Source organism: Nocardiopsis salina YIM 90010 (assembly GCF_000341025.1).
GTDB classification, from domain to species: domain Bacteria; phylum Actinomycetota; class Actinomycetes; order Streptosporangiales; family Streptosporangiaceae; genus Nocardiopsis; species Nocardiopsis salina.
Genome location: NZ_ANBF01000069.1, coordinates 1 through 17,086, shown reverse-complemented (window position 1 = coordinate 17,086; position 17,086 = coordinate 1). Strand labels below are relative to the sequence as shown.

Here is a 17,086-nt window from a genome sequence, read left to right as displayed (position 1 = left end):
CGGCGGGGGCGTCGGGGTAGCCGACCACCGCCAGCGCGCGGGCCGGCGGAGACCCCACGAGCCGCACGGTCGCCCCGAGCACGAACACGCACGTGCCCTCGGTACCGACGAGGGCGGCGGCCAGGTCCCGGCCCTTCTCCGGCAGGAGGCGGTCGAGGGAGTAGCCGGAGACGCGGCGGCGGAACTGGGGCATGTCGGTGCGCAGTTCAGCGCGGTGGCGTTCGACGAGCGCGGCCAGGGCGGCGTAGACCTTGCCCTCGCGTCCGGGGCGGCGGGCGAGCGCGGCGAAGTCCTCGTCGGTGTCGCTGGATCCGACCGTCATGCGGGTGCCGTCGGCGAGGAGCACGTCGAGGGAGACGATGTTGTCGGCGGTGGTCCCCCATGCCACCGAGTGGGAGCCGCACGCGTTGTTGCCGACCATGCCGCCGATGGTGCACCGGCTGTGGGTCGAGGGGTCGGGCGCGAAGGTGAGGCCGTGGCGGGCGGTGGCCTTGCGCAGGTCGTCCAGGATCACACCGGGCTGGACGGTGGCCGTGCGGGCCTGTGGGTCGATCTCCTCGATGGCCCGCAGGTGGCGGGAGGTGTCCACGACCACGCCGGTTCCGACGGCGTTGCCGGCGATCGAGGTCCCGCCGCCGCGGGGCACGACCGGTACCCCGTGCTCGGCGCAGGTGCGCACAGCCGCGACGCAGTCCTCCACCGTCTCGGGCAGGACGACGGCCAGGGGGACGCGGCGGTAGTTGGAGGCGTCAGAGGTGTAGAGGGCGCGGGTGCCGGCGTCGAAGGAGACGGTGCCCTGCACCCGGCTCTCCAGGGCGTTCTGCAGCTCAGCGGTGCCCGGGCGGGAGGTCGTGTTCAAGGTGTCGGCCATGCGCACAGCGTGACGGGCGCGGTCAGGGCGCCGCAACCCTGCCGCGCCCCGCACATCGGCGATCCCGCCCCGGCACCGATCGGGCCGGTGATCAGTCGCGCAGGGACTCGTCCATGGAGCGGACGAGGCCGCCCTCCGCGTCCATGTCCAGGTTCCAGACCATGAGCCCGCCCAGGCCCTCGTCGCGCACGTACTCGCCCTTGAGGGAGACCACCTCGGGGTTGTCGTAGGTCCACCACTCGTCGCCGTCGAATACCCAGAAGGCGCCGGCGTCCTCGTCGAGGTGGCGGCGCCCGCCCATCTCCTCCAGGTCGGCGAAGGCCGCCGTGGGCCCGTCGTAGGCGTCCTCCGCAGGCTCAGCCGGTTGGCCCGGTCCGCCGTCGCCGCCCACGCCCTGCCAGCCGCGGCCGAACGCAGGCAGACCCAACACCAGGTGTTCGGGGTCGGCGCCCAGGTCGAGGTACCGGTGCACGGCGGCGTCGGCGCTGTCGGCGTCGGGCGCGTGCACCGGCGCGTGGAGGTTGGAGTGGAAGGCGGTCTCCTCGTTCCAGGGCCCGGCCAGGTCGTACCCCTGGACCGTGGCGAGGTCGACCAGGTCGAAGATCTCCGCGTCGTAGGCCTCGGCGTGCTCCTCCCCCGCCGGCAGCGACACCGAGAGCGTGTAGTCCTGCCCGGTCTCCTCGGAGAGCTCGTCGAGCTGCTCCCGGAACTCGGCCACCAGCAGCGTGAAGTTCTCCGCGTCGTCGGGGTGCTCGACGTTGTCCTCGTGCCCCTGCCCGCCCGGCCACTCCCAGTCGAGGTCGATGCCGTCGAAGACCCCGAGCGCCGCCCCGGCCCCGCCCTGGGGTTCCCCGTCGTACTCGGGCAGATCGCCGCGCAGCCACAGATCCAGGCACGAGGCCACGAAGGCCGAGCGCGACTCCGCCGTGCGCGCCGCGTCGGAGAAGTGGGTGGACCAGTTCCACCCGCCCAGCGACAGGCTCGCTCCGAGCTGCGGGTGGCGTTCGCGCAGCAGTCGCAGTTGGTTGAGGCTCCCGGCCAGCTCCTGTTCGTAGCTGTCGGCCTGCCCGTCCACGCTCTCGGCGGCTTCGTAACGCCGCTGGTAGAGCTCCCACGGCTGGTCGTGGTTGTCCTCGGGGATATGGCAGAGCCCGTCGGAACCGATGTCGCCGAACGCCCACATCAAGCGGGTGAGGCGCTCGGCGGAGCCGTTGTCCTCGAGGTCCTTGACGGTGAAACCCCGGTTGGCGACGTTCCAGTCGGCGAAGTACCCGATGCGTTCGGGTTCGCGGTCGTCCTTCACGATGAAATACCCAGTGACGAGGAGGGCCGCGGCGATGGCCGCGCCCAGAGCGATCAGGAGCGGCCTGCGTCCCTGCGGGGACGGGCGCGGCGGTTGGCGGGAGGCGTTCACCCTCCCGACCGTAGGGGGAATCGCCGCCGGGCACCCCCCGTGCGGCCCCGGTCGGCCACATGAGGACGATCGTCCGGAACGGGAACCCCGGGCGGCCCCCGTACGTTCGGTACCGGCCGTCCGGGATTCATTCGCCGCGCAGGAAGTCCTTCAGGGGCCCGGCCCGCGAGGGGTGGCGCAGCTTTGCGAGGGTCTTGGCCTCGATCTGCCGGATGCGTTCGCGGGTCACACCGAACTCGCGTCCGACCTCCTCCAGCGTGCGCGGGCGGCCGTCGACCATGCCGAAGCGCAGCCGGATCACCCGCTGCTCCCGGTCGGACAGGTCGCCCAGGAGGCTGCGCAGGCGTTCCTGCAGCAGGGTGAAGGCGGCCGCCTCGACCGGCACGACCGCGTCGGAGTCCTCGATGAACTCCCCGAAGTCGGACTCCTCGTCCCCGATGGGGGTGTGCAGGGAGACCGGTTCGCGGGCGATGCGCTGGATCTCCAGCACCCGCTCACCGCCGAACCCCGCTGCGGAGGAGAGCTCCTCGATGTCGGGCTCGCGGCCCAGCTGCTGGTGGAGCTGGTGCTGCAGGCGGACCAGGCGGTTGATGGTCTCCACCATGTGCACCGGAATGCGGATGGTGCGGGCCTGGTCGGCGATCGCACGCGTGATGGCCTGGCGTATCCACCACGTGGCATAGGTGGAGAACTTGAAACCCTTGGTGTAGTCGAACTTCTCCACAGCGCGGATGAGGCCGAGGTTGCCCTCCTGGATGAGGTCCAGGAAGAGCAGCCCGCGCCCCATGTAGCGCTTGGCTATGGACACGACCAGTCGGAGGTTGGCCTCGGTGAGGCGGCGTTTGGCGCGGCGGCCCTCCTCCACGAGGGCACCGAGCTCCTCGGCGGTGCGGCCGGCCGGGCCGGCGGTGCAGCGTGAGGCGTAGAGGCCGGCCTCGATGGCCTTGGCCAGGTCGACCTCTTCCTCGGCGGTCAGGAGGGGGACCTGGCCGATCTCCCGGAGGTAGAGGCGGACCAGGTCGGAGCCGCTGCGCCGGTCGGCCTCCGGCCGTGGGTCGGCCTCCTCGGCCTCGGTGACCTCGATCCCCGCTCGGGTGAGGTGGACCACCGCGCGGTCCAGGGCCTGTGAGGACGAGCCCAGGCGTTCCAGGGCGGCGGCGACCTCGTCACGCGTGACCGTTCTCCGGCCCTCGCCGGGCAGCGCCCGGAGCACCTGTCGGACGGGCGGCATCTCGTTGGTCACAACTGTGGGAGCCACGCCTACATTGTGCCCGGAGTCACCCCGAAAAAGGGAGACTCATTATTGTCACCTTCGCGCTACCCCCCGGCGGAGAGCTCCTCCTGCAGGGCGCGTTTCTGCTGGCCGAGGGCGAGGAGCTCGGTGAAGACACGGGTGTGTTCCTCGGGGTCGGCGGCCGCGTCGATACGGGCGAGCTCCGATTTCAGGTTTGCCTCGCGGCGATTGATGGAATGAGTCCTGATTGTGCCCAGCATTTGTCGCGCGAAATGCCCGTCGACTTCTCCATAGAACTCCAGGGGCTCGGCGGTGAGGTTGGCCAGGAGATTGCGCTGGGCCTCCCCGGGCGCACTGTCGCGCAGCCGGTGGATCCACCCCTGGGGGTCCTGCACCGCAGCTGCGACGCCGCCGTGTTCGACCACGAGCCGCAGGATCTCCCGGTGCTGCGGGACGGTGAAGTCCTCCTCCACGAAACGGTCGAAGTCCTGGGCCAGGTCCGGGTACTTCAGTGCCAGCTTGAGTGCCTGGCGTTCGCGCTGCACCGACGGGTCGTTGAGGTCGTAGGGGGCGGCCCCGGCAGCGTCCGGAACCGGGGCGGGGCGCACCGGCCCCCTGCCGCGCACGGGCCCGCGGCGCATGTGCTGGTTGACGCGCTGCAGGACGTACTTCTCGTCCATGAGCCCGATCCAGCGGTCGAGGTTCTTGCCCCAGCCCTTGCGCACACCCTCGTCGCGGATGCTCGCGACCACGGGCGCCGCCGCCTCGAGCGCGGCCATGCGGCTCTCGGGGGTGTCGAGGTCGTAGCCGTCGATGACGTCCTTGATCTTGAACTCGTACATGGGCATGGCGCTGTCGACCAGGTCGGTGATCGACTGCGCGCCCTGCTTGAGCCACAGGTCACCCGGGTCGAGGCCGTCGGGCTGGATGGCCACGTAGGTCTCGGACGAGAACGCGTGCTCCTCGGAGAACGCGCGGGCCGCGGCCTTCTGACCGGCCTTGTCGCCGTCGAAGGTGAAGACGACCCTGCCGCCCTGGTTGGAGCGGCCCAGGAGCATGCGCCGCAGGATCTTGACGTGGTCCTCACCGAAGGAGGTGCCGCACGTGGCGACCGCGGTGTCCTCCCCCGCCAGGTGGCAGGCCATGACGTCGGTGTACCCCTCGACGACGATCGCCTTGCCCGAGCGGGAGATCTGGCGCTTGGCCAGGTCGAGGCCGTAGAGGATGCGCCCCTTGTGGAAGATGGGGCTCTCCGGGGAGTTGAGGTACTTGGGGCCGTCCTCGTCCGGGGCGAGCTTGCGCGCTCCGAACCCGACCACCTCGCCGGTGACCTCGCGGATCGGCCAGAGCACACGGTTGCGGAAACGGTCGTAGGCACCGCGGCGGCCCTGGCTGGCGAGCCCGCCCTCGACGAGTTCCCTGTCGGTGAAGCCCTTGCCGCGCAGATGGCCGACGAGGTTCTCCCAGCCGGGCGGGGCGTAACCGAGGCCGAAGCGTTCTGCGTGGGCGCCCACGAACCCCCGGTCGTCGAGGAACCTCCGCGCGACGACGCCCTCGGCCGAGCGGAACAGGTGCTGGGCGTAGAACTCGGCGGCGGCCTTGTGCGCTTNCTTCCACCAGCCGTTGGCGCTTGTTCTCGTCCCGGCGGGTGCTGCGGCCCTCACCGGACTCGTACCGCAGCTGGATCCCGCTCTGCCGCGCCAGGGACTCGACGGCCTCGGTGAAGCTGAGGCTGTCGATCTGCTGCACGAAACGGATGACGTCGCCACCCTCCTGGCAACCGAAGCAGTAGAACAGGTTCTTGGAGGGGGTGACGTTGAACGAGGGCGACTTCTCGTCGTGGAAGGGGCACAGCCCCTTGAGCGAGCCACCTCCCGCGTTGCGCAACTGGAGGTACTCGCCCACCACGTCGGCGATGGGGGCGCGCTCGCGCACGAGTGCGATGTCTTCGTCCTTGATCCGGCCAGCCACGGTCTCAGGGTAGTTCGCCCCGGCGACGTTCGCGCCGCCCGGTCGCGCTCGGGCGGCCGGGCGGCGCCCCTGCGACTGGGCCGGACCGGGGCAGGTTCCGGGGCCGCCCGGTGAGCGACCTCTCCCCCACCTGCGGTTCCGGGACCGGGTCGGCGCGACGGAGCCGGCCGACTGCGCGGCGCTTGTTGTGCACGTCGAAGGCGACCGCGAGGAGCAGCACCAGGCCCTTGATGAGCTGCTGCCGGTCCACGCCGAGGCCGACGAGCGACATCCCGTTGTTGAGCACGCCCATGACCAGGGCCCCGATGACGGCCCCGACGATGGTGCCGACCCCTCCCCCGGCGGAGGCACCGCCGATGAAGGCCGCGGCGATCGCGTCGAGCTCGAACATGGTTCCGGCCCCGGGGGTGGCCGAGTTGAGTCCGGTGGCGTGGCACGGGGGTCCTTCCACCGGTGTTGTGAAATCGGATCGGGGCCGGCCGGGGTCAGGGGGCGGTCGTGAGAGTGACGGCGGTCCAGGAGACCGGGGGAAGGACGGCGGTGAGGCGACCGTGTTCGAGCTCGATGTCCTCGGCCTCGCGCAGAGCCACCCGGTCGGGGTCGTCCATGGTGTTGACGGCGTAGGGGTCGTCCTCGGCGAGGACCCGGGCCTGTGCGACCGAGAAGGGGGCCAGGGTGCGCAGGTCGGCGCTGAGCGTGAGCGGGGTCCCGACCGACCGGTTGACGGCGTACAGGGTCGCGGTGCCCTGCTCGGGGTCGTGGGTTATGACGGCATCGGCCACGGGGACCTCGCCGTGGCGTGCGGTCCCGTACACGGGGCTGTCGAGTTCGGTGTGCAGGACGTTCCCCGCAGCGGTGCTCGCGGTGTGCGCGAAGGGGTGGAAGATGCTCTGGCGCCAGGCCGGGCCGCCGGGTTCGGTCATGATCGGCGCGATGACGTTGGCCAGCTGCGCCTGGCAGGCGGCGGTGACACGGTCGCTGTGGCGGAGCAGGCTGATGAGCATGTTGCCGACCACGACGGCGTCGGCGGCGTTGTAGCGGTCCTCGATCACCCGGGGTGCGACGGGCCAGTCGTCGTCGGAACGGGCGGCGACCTCGGCGTGGTGGTCGCTCTGGTACCAGACGTTCCACTCGTCGAAGGAGAGCTGGATCTTCTTCGGGTCGCGCAGCCGTGCGCCGACGGCATCTGCGGTGGCCGCGACGGAGTCGATGAAGCGGTCCATGTCCGCGGCGGAGGCGAGGAAACTGCCGAGGTCGCCGTCGTGCTCCTGGTAGTAGACGTGCAGGGAGATGTGGTCGACGGCGTCGTAGGTCTCCTCCAGGACCGTGTCCTCCCAGGAGCCGAAGGTCGCCATGCCCGGGCCGGAGCTGCCGCAGACGACCAGTTCCAGGTCGCGGTCGGCCATGCGCATGGCGCGGGCGACGCGGCCGGCCTCACGCCCGTAGGTGCGGGCGTCCAGGTGACCGACCTGCCAGGGGCCGTCCATCTCGTTGCCCAGGCACCACATGCGGAAGTCGTGCGGTTCGGGGTGCCCGTGGGCGGCCCGCAGGTCGGACAGGTGTGTGCCGCTGGGGTGGTTGGAGTATTCGAGCAGGTCGAGGGCTTCCTGGAGGCCGCGGGTGCCCAGGTTGAGGGCCATCATCGGTTCGATGCCGAGCCGGCGGCACCAGGTGGCGAACTCGTCGAGGCCGAACTGGTTGGTCTCGAGGCTGTGCCAGGCGAGGTCGCGCCGGACTGGGCGGTTCTCCTTCGGGCCGATGCCGTCCTCCCAGCGGTACCCGGAGACGAAGTTGCCACCCGGATAGCGGACGGTGGTGACGCCGAGTTCGCGCACGAGATCGGCGACGTCGCCGCGGAACCCGTCGGCATCGGCTGTGGGGTGGTCGGGTTCGTAGATGCCCGTGTAGACGCACCGGCCCATGTGCTCGACGAAGGACCCGAAGGTGCGGCGGTGGACGGGGCCGACGACGTGGTCGGGGTGGGCGGTGAGCGAGGCGTGGAGCATGCTGTCCTCCTTGTTCGGCGAACGTTTCGGGGGGTGGCCCGGGGCCCGAGGGCCGGGCCCCGGGGATCGGTTCGGGATCGGCCGGAGCCGGATCAGTCGAGGGCGGGCCAGCCGTCCGCGGTCCACTGCAGCGGCCTCAGGGCGAGTCGGAAGTCGAGGTCGGGACCGAGGTCGGTGTCGTAGTAGTGGTAGGCGAGCAGGCCGTCGTCGATCGACTGGCCCCCGGAGCCGGTGATGGTGCCGTCCTCGCCGACGAGAACGGTTCCGCCGCCCTCCAGCAGGGGCACGCCCTCGGCGTCGAGGTAGGGGCCGATGACGTCCGTGGACCTGCCGACGGCGATCTTGTAGTCCGCGCCGGCCTCGCAGCAGGTGTCCCAGGAGACGAAGAGGTAGTAGTGACCGTCGTGGTGGACGATCGTGGCGGCCTCCACCGCGTTGGTCGAGTCCTGCCGGTCGGCCAGGTGGTGCCTCTGGGCTCCCTCGGCGATCTTTCCGCCGGGCCAGTCGAGCTCGACCATGTGGATGCCGCTCCAGTAGGAACCGAAGGCCATCCAGTACCGCCCCTGGGTGTCCTCGACGATCTCCGGGTCGATGGCGTTGAAGTCGTCGCCCTGGTTCGACTCCAGCACCGGACCCTGGTCGACCCACTCGTGGTCGGGGTGTTCGGGGTCCAGGGTGGTGTTGGTCGCCAGACCGATGACGGACTGGTTGTCACCGAAGGTGGAGGCCCCGTAATAGAGGTAGTACGTGCCGCCGGACTCGTGGATCTCGGGCGCCCAGAGCGTCTCGACCCCGGGCACGGTTTCCCTGACCCAATCGGGGATCGTCTCCCAGACGGTGCCGACCATGGTCCAGTGCTCGCCGTCGGGCGAGTGCCGCACCTGGATCGTGCCGTCGTTGATCTCGGCGTTGCCGGTGCCGAAGACGTACTGCTCTCCCCCGGTCTCCTCGACGTGCAGTGCGGGGTCGTGCACGCGCAGGCCGCCGGCGAAGGGGTGGATGTCGTCGGGTTGGTGCCCTGCCACGGGCAGGCCCGGGTTGTTGGGCGGACGGTCCCAGTCCTGGGCCACCGCCGACGGTGCGAACGAGGTCAACAGCACGAGCGCGGCGCCGGCCGCGGTCAGTGCCCGCACGGAGGGGTTCATGGTGCGGTGGCTCCCTTCAGCCCTTGATACCGGCACCGGCCACGCCGGTGACGATGTGTCGTTGGAAGAGCAGGAAAACGATGAGGAGCGGGAGTGCGCCCAGCACCGCCGAGGCCATCACCTGGGCGTACTGGATGCCGTAACCGCCCATGACGGTGCCCATCCCCACGGGGAGCGTCATCATCTCCGGGGCCGTGGTCACCAGGAACGGCCACAGGAAGTTGTTCCAGGCTCCGATGAAGGTGAAGATCCCCACCGCCGCGAGGATGGGGCGGGACAGGGGCAGGACGACGCTCCACAGGACGCGTAGCGGCCCGGCCCCGTCCATCTTGGCGGCGTCCTCGTAGTCCCGTGGGATCGCGTCGAAGAAGCGCTTGAGGATGAAGACGAACACCGGGGTCACGACCTGCGGCAGGGCGATCCCCCAGTAGGTGTCGACCAGGCCCAGCTGCGTCATGAGGATGAACTGGGGCACGATGAGGGTCTGCGGCGGGATGAGGATGCCACCGATGATGAGCGCGAACAGCCAGGGGCGGCCCCGGAAGTCGAACCGGGAAAACCCGTAGGCGGCAAGTACGCACACGATCAGAGTGAGCACGGTGACGAGAGCGGTGGTGACCAGAGAGTTCACGGTCCACTGGATGATGTCGCCACGCCCGAGCACGTCCAGGTACGCCTCGAAGGTCGGGTTGGACGTGAACCAGGTGGGCGGCATCTCGGTGGTTTCGCCCTCGGGTTTGATCGAGGTGGCAAAGGCCCAGGCGAGGGGGAGGAGCCAGGCCAACGCCGCAAGGAAGGCGACCGTGTACAGGGCGAGGGCGCCGACGGGCGGGCGCCGGCGCCGGGAGGGCCCGGCCCTCCCGGCGCGCGCGGCCGGAGCGGAGGACGGTGCTGTGGTGGCCATCGGTCAGTCCTCCCGCCGGGCGAAGAAGTGGAACTGTGCGATGGAGGCGACCACGATCAGGACCATGAACACGTAGGCCATGGACGAGGCCAGGCCGATGCGCAGGCCCACGAACCCGGAGTCGTAGATGTACTGGATGATCGTGCGGGTGGCGAAGTTCGGTCCGCCCCCGGTCATGAGGTAGATCTGCTCGAACACGCGCAGCGAGCCGATGAGCTGTAGGACGGTGATGAGCACGGTGGTGCGGCGCAACATCGGAAGGGTGATCCGCCCCACCCGCTGCCAGGCCCCCGCACCGTCGATCGAGGCGGCCTCGTAGAGGTCCTTGGGGATGGACTGCATGGCCGCCAGGTAGAGCAGGTAGTTGAAGCCCACCTGCCACCACGCGGTGGCGATGACCACCGAGAGCATGGCCGTGTCCTCGCTGAACAGCCACTGCGAGCCCTCCAGGCCCATCTGCCCCAGGATGCTGTTGAACAGGCCCAGGCTGGGGTTGTACATCCACTCCCAGATGAGAGCCATCACGACGACGGGCAGGACGAAGGGAGCGAAGAAGGACAGCCTCAGGAACCAGCCCAGGCGCCGGGCGTGGTCGGTGATCAGTGCCAGGCCGAGCGCGAGCAGGACCATGACCGGCACGCTCAGGGCGGTGAACACCAGAGTGTTCCACAGCGACTCGTGCAGGGCAGGGTCGGTGAGGGCCTCCCGCCAGTTGTCGAGCCCGACGAAGGAGACCGGGCCACCCGCGAGGCTGCGGTCGGTGAAGCTGTATCCCAGCCCGACCACGGCCGGCCAGACCAAGAACAGCAGGTAGAAAGCGAGGAAGGGCAGGACGAACCATAGTCCCGTCCAGTTGGCAGGCTTTCGGCGCACGTCCACGGTGACGTTGCCCCGCCCTGCCGTGCCGGTGTCCGCCGCCGGTGTTGCGTCGTTGTCAGAGCTGTCGCGAGCCACGTGCCACCCCCTACACCGGCGCCGGTACGTCGGTCAGCATGCGGAAGGTCCGTTTGAGCTGTTCCAAGGCCTCATCGGGTGTCCGGGTGCCTTGGTGCAGCGCCGTGATCGGGCCGGTGGCCTCGTCCTGGAGCCGCCCCGCCGAGCCGCTGAACCAGGCTTCGGGCTCGAACTGCACGTTCTCGGCGGCTTCGCGGTACTCCGACTGCGGGTGCAGCGCGTCGTACTCGGCACTCTCGGCCACGGGCCGGTAGGCCGGGATGTGGCCGGCCCCCTCTGACCAGGAGAGGCTGTTTCGCAGCATCCAGGCCGCGTACTCCAGTGCCGCGCGAGTGCGTTCCCCGTCACGGTCGCGCTGATGAGGGAGCACGTAGCAGTGCGTGTCCCCGCGGGTCCGATGGTTGCCGAACAGGTTGGGGAACTGGGTGACGGAGAAATCCGTGCCGGCGGCCTGCAGCGTGGACATCTCCCAGTTGCCGTGGATCATGAGCCCGGACCGGCCGTTGGCCAGGTTGGCTGAGGTGTCGGCCCCCTCGGACACGCGCGGGGCCAGCCCCTCCTCCGAGAGGCGGTAGAGGAGCTCCAGGGCGGCCATCGCCTTGTCCTCGTCCCACTCGTACCCGTCCTCGTAGAAGGTGAGTTCGCCGTCCTGCTGCCGGTACAGGGTCCAGAAGTTGACCCAGGGTCCCCAGGTGTCCAGGGACAGTCCGTAGGCACCCGTGACGTCCTGGATCTCCCGGAGGGCGTCGAGATAGGTGTCCAGGTTGTCGAGGGGGACGAGCCGGTCGTCGGAGTCGAGCAGCCCCGCCTGTCGGCACACGTCCAGGTTGTAGAACTGGACGAGGAGGTGGGTGTCGAGAGGGATGGCGTAGAGCTCTCCGCCGAAGAAGCACTCCCTCCAGATGTTGGGCAGGAAGTCGGCCTCTCCTATACCCGTGTCGGCCAGCATCGCCTGGTCGATGGGGTCCAGCAGCTTCCCGGGCGCCAAGCTTTCCAACCGCGACACGTGGACTGCGGCGATGTCGGCGCCCCGGCCCCCGGCCGCACCCATGGCGACCTTGGTGTAGAAGGGTGCTCCCCACTCGAAGGTGGTGGCGCGCAAGTCGATGCCGGGGTGCTCGGCTTCGTACGTTTCGTGCATGTCCAGCATCCGCAGGCCGTCGCCTCCGCCGAAGGGGTTCCACTGGCGCAGGGGGGTGCGTCCGGATGCGAGGCTTTCGGCCGGGCCACAGCCAGCAGCGGCCAGCCCTGCGGCGGCCAGTGTTCCGGCGAGGAAGGCCCTGCGTCCGGGTCCCGGGACAGGGGGTTGGGAGGGCCGGTACTGCGATGGTGCTTCGCGCATGGTGTGCTCCTTGCGCTGGGGGGTGGAAGGGCCCGCCCGGAGCCCTTCGTGGGGGGTGAGGCGCCGGGGCGCCGGGGCGCCGGGTCAGACCCGTACGTACTCGATTCCGGTGAGAGAGCACAGGGCCTGCCAGTCGCGTGCCCGGTGCCCGGTGTGCATGGCCATGTGGTGGGTCCCGCCCGCGCGGAGCCATCCCTCGGTGCAAGCCTCGACGCCGGTGTCGGGACGGTATTGCCCGTAGGGCATCTCCAGGGCGGGCAGGGTCGGCGCGTCGATGACCTCGCCCTCGGAGACCACGAGGCGGAACCGTTCCCCGCCGAGCGCCACCAGGGACGCGAGGGTCGCCGGGCCGGTCCGGTAGCGGAACAGCACGGTGGGCGGGTCGGACAGGCCGCCGATGTCGAGCGGGCGTTTGATCAGGCGCAGCGGTTCGTCCTCGCGTGCTACCCGCCAGTTCCCCTCGCCCATGTGACTCATGAGGATCGAGTCGGAAGGAAAGTCCATCGCATACATCTCGGTGAAGTGCGCGTCGGGGGCGAGCATGTGTCCGGCACGCACGACAGTGGCGGCCAGGATGTCGCCCTCGCCGGCGAACCCGTATCCCTGGGCCATGAGGGTGGAGGCGGCTGCCATGGGCAGGCGGTCGAAGCGCCCGTCCTCTCCGATCGCGTCGAAGTGGGTGGAGTAGGCGTGGCACCCGCGTTCGACGAGCAGCTGCTCGATTCCGAGCTGCATGCGGGCGTGGTCCTCGCGTTCCTTGTCCGACAGGCGGGGATCGACCTCGAAGGCGTCGTCCTCCCACGACATGAGCTCGGAGACCTCGGTCTTGCCGAGAGCCGCGGCGGTGCGGTACAGGGCGCCGGGAGCGATGACCTCGACCTCGGGACCGAGGGCACGCAGGAGCGCGGTCTCGTCCACACGGGCGTCTCCCATGCCGTTCATGGGGTAGCCGAACACGCCGACCTTGAGGCGACGGAGCCCGGTGGCGGCCCGGGCCGCGCGGGCCCAGCGGTCGACCCGGTCGGCGAACTGGCGGCTCTGCCAGTCACCGCTGATCACCTCGAAGCGCCGCCCGGCCCTGACCAGTGCGTTGGCGGTGTCCTGTGCCCCGTGGATGCCCTGGTTGTAGGTCATGTCGGCCATGTCCCACTCGGGGGTGACGGCCGGGTCCGGCTGGATGTTCGCAAGGGCCAGGGGCAGGCGGGTGCGTGTCAGAGCCCCGGTGACGCGCAGGGACGGCCCATAGGTGAGCATGACGACGAGGACCCCGTCGAGGTCGGCGTTCTCGAGGTCGCGCACAGCCTGTTCGGCGTCCTCGCGGCCGCGCACCGGCGGAGCGACCGTCCAGTCGACGGCGTCCGAGAGACGGTCGGCGACCTGCTGGGCATAGGCGGCCTGGTGGTCGGTGATGCCGGGCAGCATCGCGTCGTAGAGGGGCTGCATGATTCCGAGGAGCCCGATCCGGGGACGCGGGGCCGTCAGGGTGCGCGGGGGTTCGGGGAGTGCAGGCACTGGTGTTCTCACTTCTGGCCGTAGACGTTGCGGTAGCGGTCGTGGAGGGCGTCGATGTCCTCCTGGGGGAGCCGTTCGAGGGGCCCGTGCTGGCGTGCCAGGTGGAGCGTGCGAGCCACGTCCTCGCACATGACGGCGGCCTTGACCGCGTCCTGGGGGGTGGCTCCGACGGTGAAGACGCCGTGGCGGTCCATGAGCACGGCGGGCGAGCGATGGTTCTCCAGGGTGGCGACGATCCCTCGGCCGATGGAGTCGTCGCCGATCCGGGCGAAGGGGCCCAGAGGGATGTCGCCGCCGAACTCGTCGGCCATCGCGGTGACCGTGCACGGGATGGACTCGCCGCGGGCGGCCCAGGCGGTGGCGTAGGGGCTGTGGGTGTGGACGACACCACCGACGTGGGGCAGCGCCCGGTACACGTAGGCGTGGGCCTCGGTGTCGCTGGACGGGGTGCAGCCGCCCTCGTGCACGGCTCGGCCGTGCAGGTCGCATTCGACCATGTGCTCGGGTGCCAGGTCGTCGTAGGACACGCCGCTGGCCTTGATCACCATGCGGTCCGTGCCGGGGACGCGCGCTGAGATGTTTCCGCTGGTCCATGCGACCAGGTCCCAGCGGGTCAGCTGGGCGTGCAGGTCGCAGACCTGTGTTCGCAGATCGCGGAGGTCGCTCACGTGATCTCCTTCCGGGCGGTGTTGCGGATGTCGCGCAGGCGGTGGAGGCTCCGGGTCCCGCCACGGCCGAAGTGGTCGTGCAGTTCGGTGTAGAGGGCGTAGAGCTCCTCGTAGGCGGCGGTGCGCTCGGGGTCCGGGTCGACGGTTTCTTCGCGCACCCCGCCCATGGCGGCGGAGGCGGTGTGGATGTCCGGGTGGGCCCCGGCCGCGACGGCACCGTGGATGGCGGCGCCGACGGCACAGGCGAGGCCGGAGGAGACCAGACGCAGGGGCCGGCCGAGGACGTCGGCGTAGATGCGCAGGACGTGGGGGTGTTCGACCATGCCGCCGGCGACGGTGAAGTCGTGCACGGGCACGCCGGCCTTCTCGAAGGCCTCGACGATGGTGCGGGTTCCGAAGGCCGTGGCTTCCACCAGGGCGCGGTAGATCTCGGCGGGGCGGGTGGAGAGGGTGAGCCCGGCCACGACCCCGGAGAGGTCGTGGTCGACGAGGACGGAGCGGTTCCCGCTGTGCCAGTCCAGTGCGAGGAGTCCGTGCGCGCCCACGGGATCGTCGGCGGTCTGTTCGGCGAGGACGTCGTGGACCGACGTGCCGCGTTCCCTGGCCTGTTCGTGGACCTCGGGCGGTGCGTGGTTGTCGGCGAACCAGGCGAAGATGTCCCCCACACCGCTCTGCCCGGCCTCATAGCCCCAGACTCCGGGCACGATGCCGCCGAGGACCTGACCGCACATCCCAGGAACCTCGGCCAGGACGTCGGAGTTCATGACGTGGCAGGTGCTGGTGCCCATGATGGCGAGCATCCGGCCCGACCCCGTGGTGCGGGCGGTGGCCGCGGTGACGTGGGCGTCGACGTTGCCGACCGCGACGGGAACACCCTCGGGAAGGCCTGTGCGGGCGGCCGCCTCGGCGGTCAGGGTCCCGGCCCGGTCGCCGAGCTGGGACAGGGGGTGCTCGAGTTTGTCGCGGGCGAAGTCGGTGAACTCGGGGTGGAGAGCACCGAAAAAGTCACGGGAGGGCCAGGCGCCGTCCTGGTACTGGCCCTTGTACCCGGCGGTGCAGATGTTGCGGGTCTCGGTGCCGCAGAGCTGCCAGACGACCCAGTCGGCGGCCTCGATCCACCGGTCGGCGCGGTGGTAGACGTCGGGATCCTCCCGAACGACCTGGAGGGCCTTGGCGATCTGCCACTCGGAGGAGATGCGGCCTCCGTAGCGCGGTAGCCAGGGTTCGCCGCGTTCAGCGGCCAGGGCGTTGATTGCATCGGCCTCGGGTTGGGCGGCGTGGTGGCGCCAGAGCTTGGGCCAGGCGTGCGGCCGGTGTCTGTAGGGGGCGACCTCGCACAGAGGAACACCGTCGGCGGTGACGGGCATGCAGGTGCTGGCGGTGAAGGCGGTGCCCACGCCGATCACCTGTGCGGGGTCAGCCCCGGCCTCACGGAGGGCTGCGGGCACGGCCCGGCTCAGGATCTGCCGATGGTCCTCGGGGTCCTGGAGGGCGGTCTCCACGGGCAGGGGGACGCTGCTCTCCGGCAGCCGGTCGGTGATGACGCCGTGGCGGTAGGGGTGCACGGCGGACCCGAGCTCGGCCCCGTCGGAAACGCGGACGACGACGGCACGCCCGGAGAGGGTTCCGAAGTCGATACCGACGGCGACGGCGTCCCCGTGCGGTTTGTGAGCGCTCACATTCTGAGGCATACGGACCTTCCTCCGCTACGGAATCCGAGCAGCGGTCGTGGGGGGCGGAGCTCCGTGCGGGTCCGGGCACGGCGCTGAGGAAGGGGCAGGGGGTAGAGGGCGGGGTCAGGCGGGCGGCGGGGCGCTGGAGCCGCGCACGCGGAGCGCCGCGGGCACGGTCCGGTCGGCGGGGGCATCGGTGGAGGGTGCATCGAGAGCACCCAGGAGCAGTTCGAGGGCGGCGGTGCCGACGCGGGTGAAGTCCTGGGCGACGGTGGTCAGGCCCGGCGTGAGGTAGGCGGCCTCGGGGATGTCGTCGAAGCCCACGACACTGACGTCGCCGGGCACGCTGAGCCCCGCGTCGTGCAGAGCCTTGAGCACACCGACGGCCATCTGGTCGTTGGCCACGAAGACGGCCGTGATCTCCTCCCCCTCGTCCCGGAGCTCGACCAGTCGGCGGCCGAGCTCGTGCCCCGAGCGCGGACTCCAGTCGCCGGGCAGGGCCTCGGTGACCGTGCGCCCTGCGGCGCGGAGCTCCTCGCGCCATCCGTGCACACGTGCCTCGGCCTCCAGCCAGTCGGAGCGGCCGGAGATGTGGTGCACGGTGCGGTGTCCCAGGTCGAGCAGGTGGCGCACGGCCTCGCGAGCGCCCTGTTCCTGGTCGACGCCGGCGACCGGGAACCCGGCGCCCTCTCCCCCTTCGACCGCCACGAGGGGGCGGGGGCCGGGAAGAGCGGCCAGGGCATGGACGAGTTCGCGTTGGGGCGCGATGGCCACGCACCCCTCCACGGACTGCTGGACGAGGTGGTTCATGGCCTCGGCGACCCCGTGAGGGCTGGGGTCGTCGGCCGAGACGATGCTGAGGAAGTACCCCGCCTCACGGGCGGCCCGTTCGATGCCGGCCAGGGTCTGGGACGGGCCGAACAGGGTGGTGTCCACAGCCAGGGCGCCGAGCACGTTGGTCCGCCGCGTCACCAGTGCACGGGCCGTGGAGTTGGGGTGATAACCGAGCTCGGAGATGGCACGGCGCACCCGCGCGACGGTCTCCTCGCGCACGTTCGGGTGGCCGTTGACCACACGCGAGACGGTCTGATGGGAAACTCCGGCGACCTTGGCGACGTCGGACATGACCGGGTTGCGGCCGCCGACCGTGGGCACGAGGCGTTCACCTCCGGGAAACCGAGGGGCATGTGATCCGAGCAACAGTGTTAACGTTCACATCGACCCCGTCAAGCCCCCTTCTGTCCGCTTCTGTTCTGGACATCTCCGGTGGCTCAGCGGTCCGACGCACCGCAGACGTGCCCTCCCCCGACGCCGCCGAGCGACGAGAGTTTCTTGGGAGCGAGGGTGTTCTGTGGTGTGGGGCTGTGGTGTGGGGCTGGGGTGTTGCCTCGG

At 70.4% G+C, this 17,086-nt stretch carries 13 protein-coding genes and 1 pseudogene; all 14 read right to left on the bottom strand.

From position 1 onward, the window contains the following. Nucleotides 1–871 (bottom strand): FAD-binding oxidoreductase (locus tag D474_RS27880; RefSeq protein ID WP_040703126.1); only part of this gene is annotated, 871 nt, incomplete at its 3' end. A 91-nt stretch (nucleotides 872–962) separates the two neighbouring features. After that, nucleotides 963–2,285 carry a glycoside hydrolase family 18 protein gene (locus D474_RS0106820; RefSeq protein WP_017612841.1) on the bottom strand — a complete coding sequence of 441 codons (1,323 nt, stop codon included), beginning with the start codon at nucleotides 2,283–2,285 and terminating at the stop codon, nucleotides 963–965. Nucleotides 2,286–2,412: 127 nt separating this feature from the next. Then, nucleotides 2,413–3,516 (bottom strand): RNA polymerase sigma factor RpoD, encoded by a 1,104-nt coding sequence (rpoD, locus tag D474_RS0106815; protein ID WP_083931756.1) that lies wholly within the window; start codon nucleotides 3,514–3,516, stop codon nucleotides 2,413–2,415. An 86-nt stretch (nucleotides 3,517–3,602) separates the two neighbouring features. Beyond that, nucleotides 3,603–5,490: pseudogene (gene dnaG / locus D474_RS27875) on the bottom strand (DNA primase). Nucleotides 5,491–5,494: 4 nt separating this feature from the next. Next, nucleotides 5,495–5,941 carry an ABC transporter permease subunit gene (locus D474_RS34220; protein WP_017612839.1) on the bottom strand — a complete coding sequence of 149 codons (447 nt, stop codon included), beginning with the start codon at nucleotides 5,939–5,941 and terminating at the stop codon, nucleotides 5,495–5,497. 34 nt (nucleotides 5,942–5,975) lie between these two features. Then, nucleotides 5,976–7,496 (bottom strand): arabinosylfuranosidase ArfA, encoded by a 1,521-nt coding sequence (gene arfA, locus D474_RS0106800; RefSeq protein WP_017612838.1) that lies wholly within the window; start codon nucleotides 7,494–7,496, stop codon nucleotides 5,976–5,978. Between the two features lie 92 nt (nucleotides 7,497–7,588). Further along, a complete protein-coding gene (locus tag D474_RS0106795; protein ID WP_017612837.1) occupies nucleotides 7,589–8,641 on the bottom strand; it encodes an arabinan endo-1,5-alpha-L-arabinosidase in 1,053 nt (350 codons plus the stop codon). A gap of 16 nt (nucleotides 8,642–8,657) precedes the next feature. Continuing rightward, a complete protein-coding gene (locus D474_RS0106790) occupies nucleotides 8,658–9,545 on the bottom strand; it encodes a carbohydrate ABC transporter permease (protein WP_017612836.1) in 888 nt (295 codons plus the stop codon). A 3-nt stretch (nucleotides 9,546–9,548) separates the two neighbouring features. After that, nucleotides 9,549–10,499, bottom strand: a complete 951-nt coding sequence (locus D474_RS0106785; RefSeq protein ID WP_017612835.1) for a carbohydrate ABC transporter permease — start codon at nucleotides 10,497–10,499, stop codon at nucleotides 9,549–9,551. A 10-nt stretch (nucleotides 10,500–10,509) separates the two neighbouring features. After that, entirely contained in the window at nucleotides 10,510–11,841 is a 1,332-nt protein-coding gene (locus D474_RS0106780; protein ID WP_026118239.1) for an extracellular solute-binding protein, read from the bottom strand. 84 nt (nucleotides 11,842–11,925) lie between these two features. After that, nucleotides 11,926–13,353, bottom strand: a complete 1,428-nt coding sequence (locus D474_RS0106775) for an L-fucose/L-arabinose isomerase family protein (RefSeq protein ID WP_017612833.1) — start codon at nucleotides 13,351–13,353, stop codon at nucleotides 11,926–11,928. An 8-nt stretch (nucleotides 13,354–13,361) separates the two neighbouring features. Then, nucleotides 13,362–14,021: an L-ribulose-5-phosphate 4-epimerase gene (locus D474_RS0106770; protein ID WP_017612832.1), complete on the bottom strand. Its 660-nt coding sequence runs from the start codon at nucleotides 14,019–14,021 to the stop codon at nucleotides 13,362–13,364. Then, entirely contained in the window at nucleotides 14,018–15,712 is a 1,695-nt protein-coding gene (gene araB / locus D474_RS0106765; RefSeq protein ID WP_017612831.1) for a ribulokinase, read from the bottom strand. The genes D474_RS0106770 and araB overlap by 4 nt, the downstream gene beginning before the upstream one ends. 105 nt (nucleotides 15,713–15,817) lie before the next feature. Continuing rightward, a complete protein-coding gene (locus D474_RS0106760; protein ID WP_026118238.1) occupies nucleotides 15,818–16,819 on the bottom strand; it encodes a LacI family DNA-binding transcriptional regulator in 1,002 nt (333 codons plus the stop codon). Nucleotides 16,820–17,086 lie beyond the last annotated feature (267 nt).

Excerpts from the sequence above, each read along its gene's own strand:
- D474_RS0106790 (WP_017612836.1), bottom strand. The coding sequence starts at position 9,545 with ATGGCCACCACAGCACCGTCCTCCGCTCCGGCCGCGCGCGCCGGGAGG.
- D474_RS0106780 (WP_026118239.1), bottom strand. The coding sequence starts at position 11,841 with ATGCGCGAAGCACCATCGCAGTACCGGCCCTCCCAACCCCCTGTCCCG.
- rpoD (WP_083931756.1), bottom strand. The coding sequence starts at position 3,516 with ATGCCGCCCGTCCGACAGGTGCTCCGGGCGCTGCCCGGCGAGGGCCGG.
- D474_RS0106795 (WP_017612837.1), bottom strand. The coding sequence starts at position 8,641 with ATGAACCCCTCCGTGCGGGCACTGACCGCGGCCGGCGCCGCGCTCGTG.
- araB (WP_017612831.1), bottom strand. The coding sequence starts at position 15,712 with ATGCCTCAGAATGTGAGCGCTCACAAACCGCACGGGGACGCCGTCGCC.
- arfA (WP_017612838.1), bottom strand. The coding sequence starts at position 7,496 with ATGCTCCACGCCTCGCTCACCGCCCACCCCGACCACGTCGTCGGCCCC.
- D474_RS0106760 (WP_026118238.1), bottom strand. The coding sequence starts at position 16,819 with ATGTCCGACGTCGCCAAGGTCGCCGGAGTTTCCCATCAGACCGTCTCG.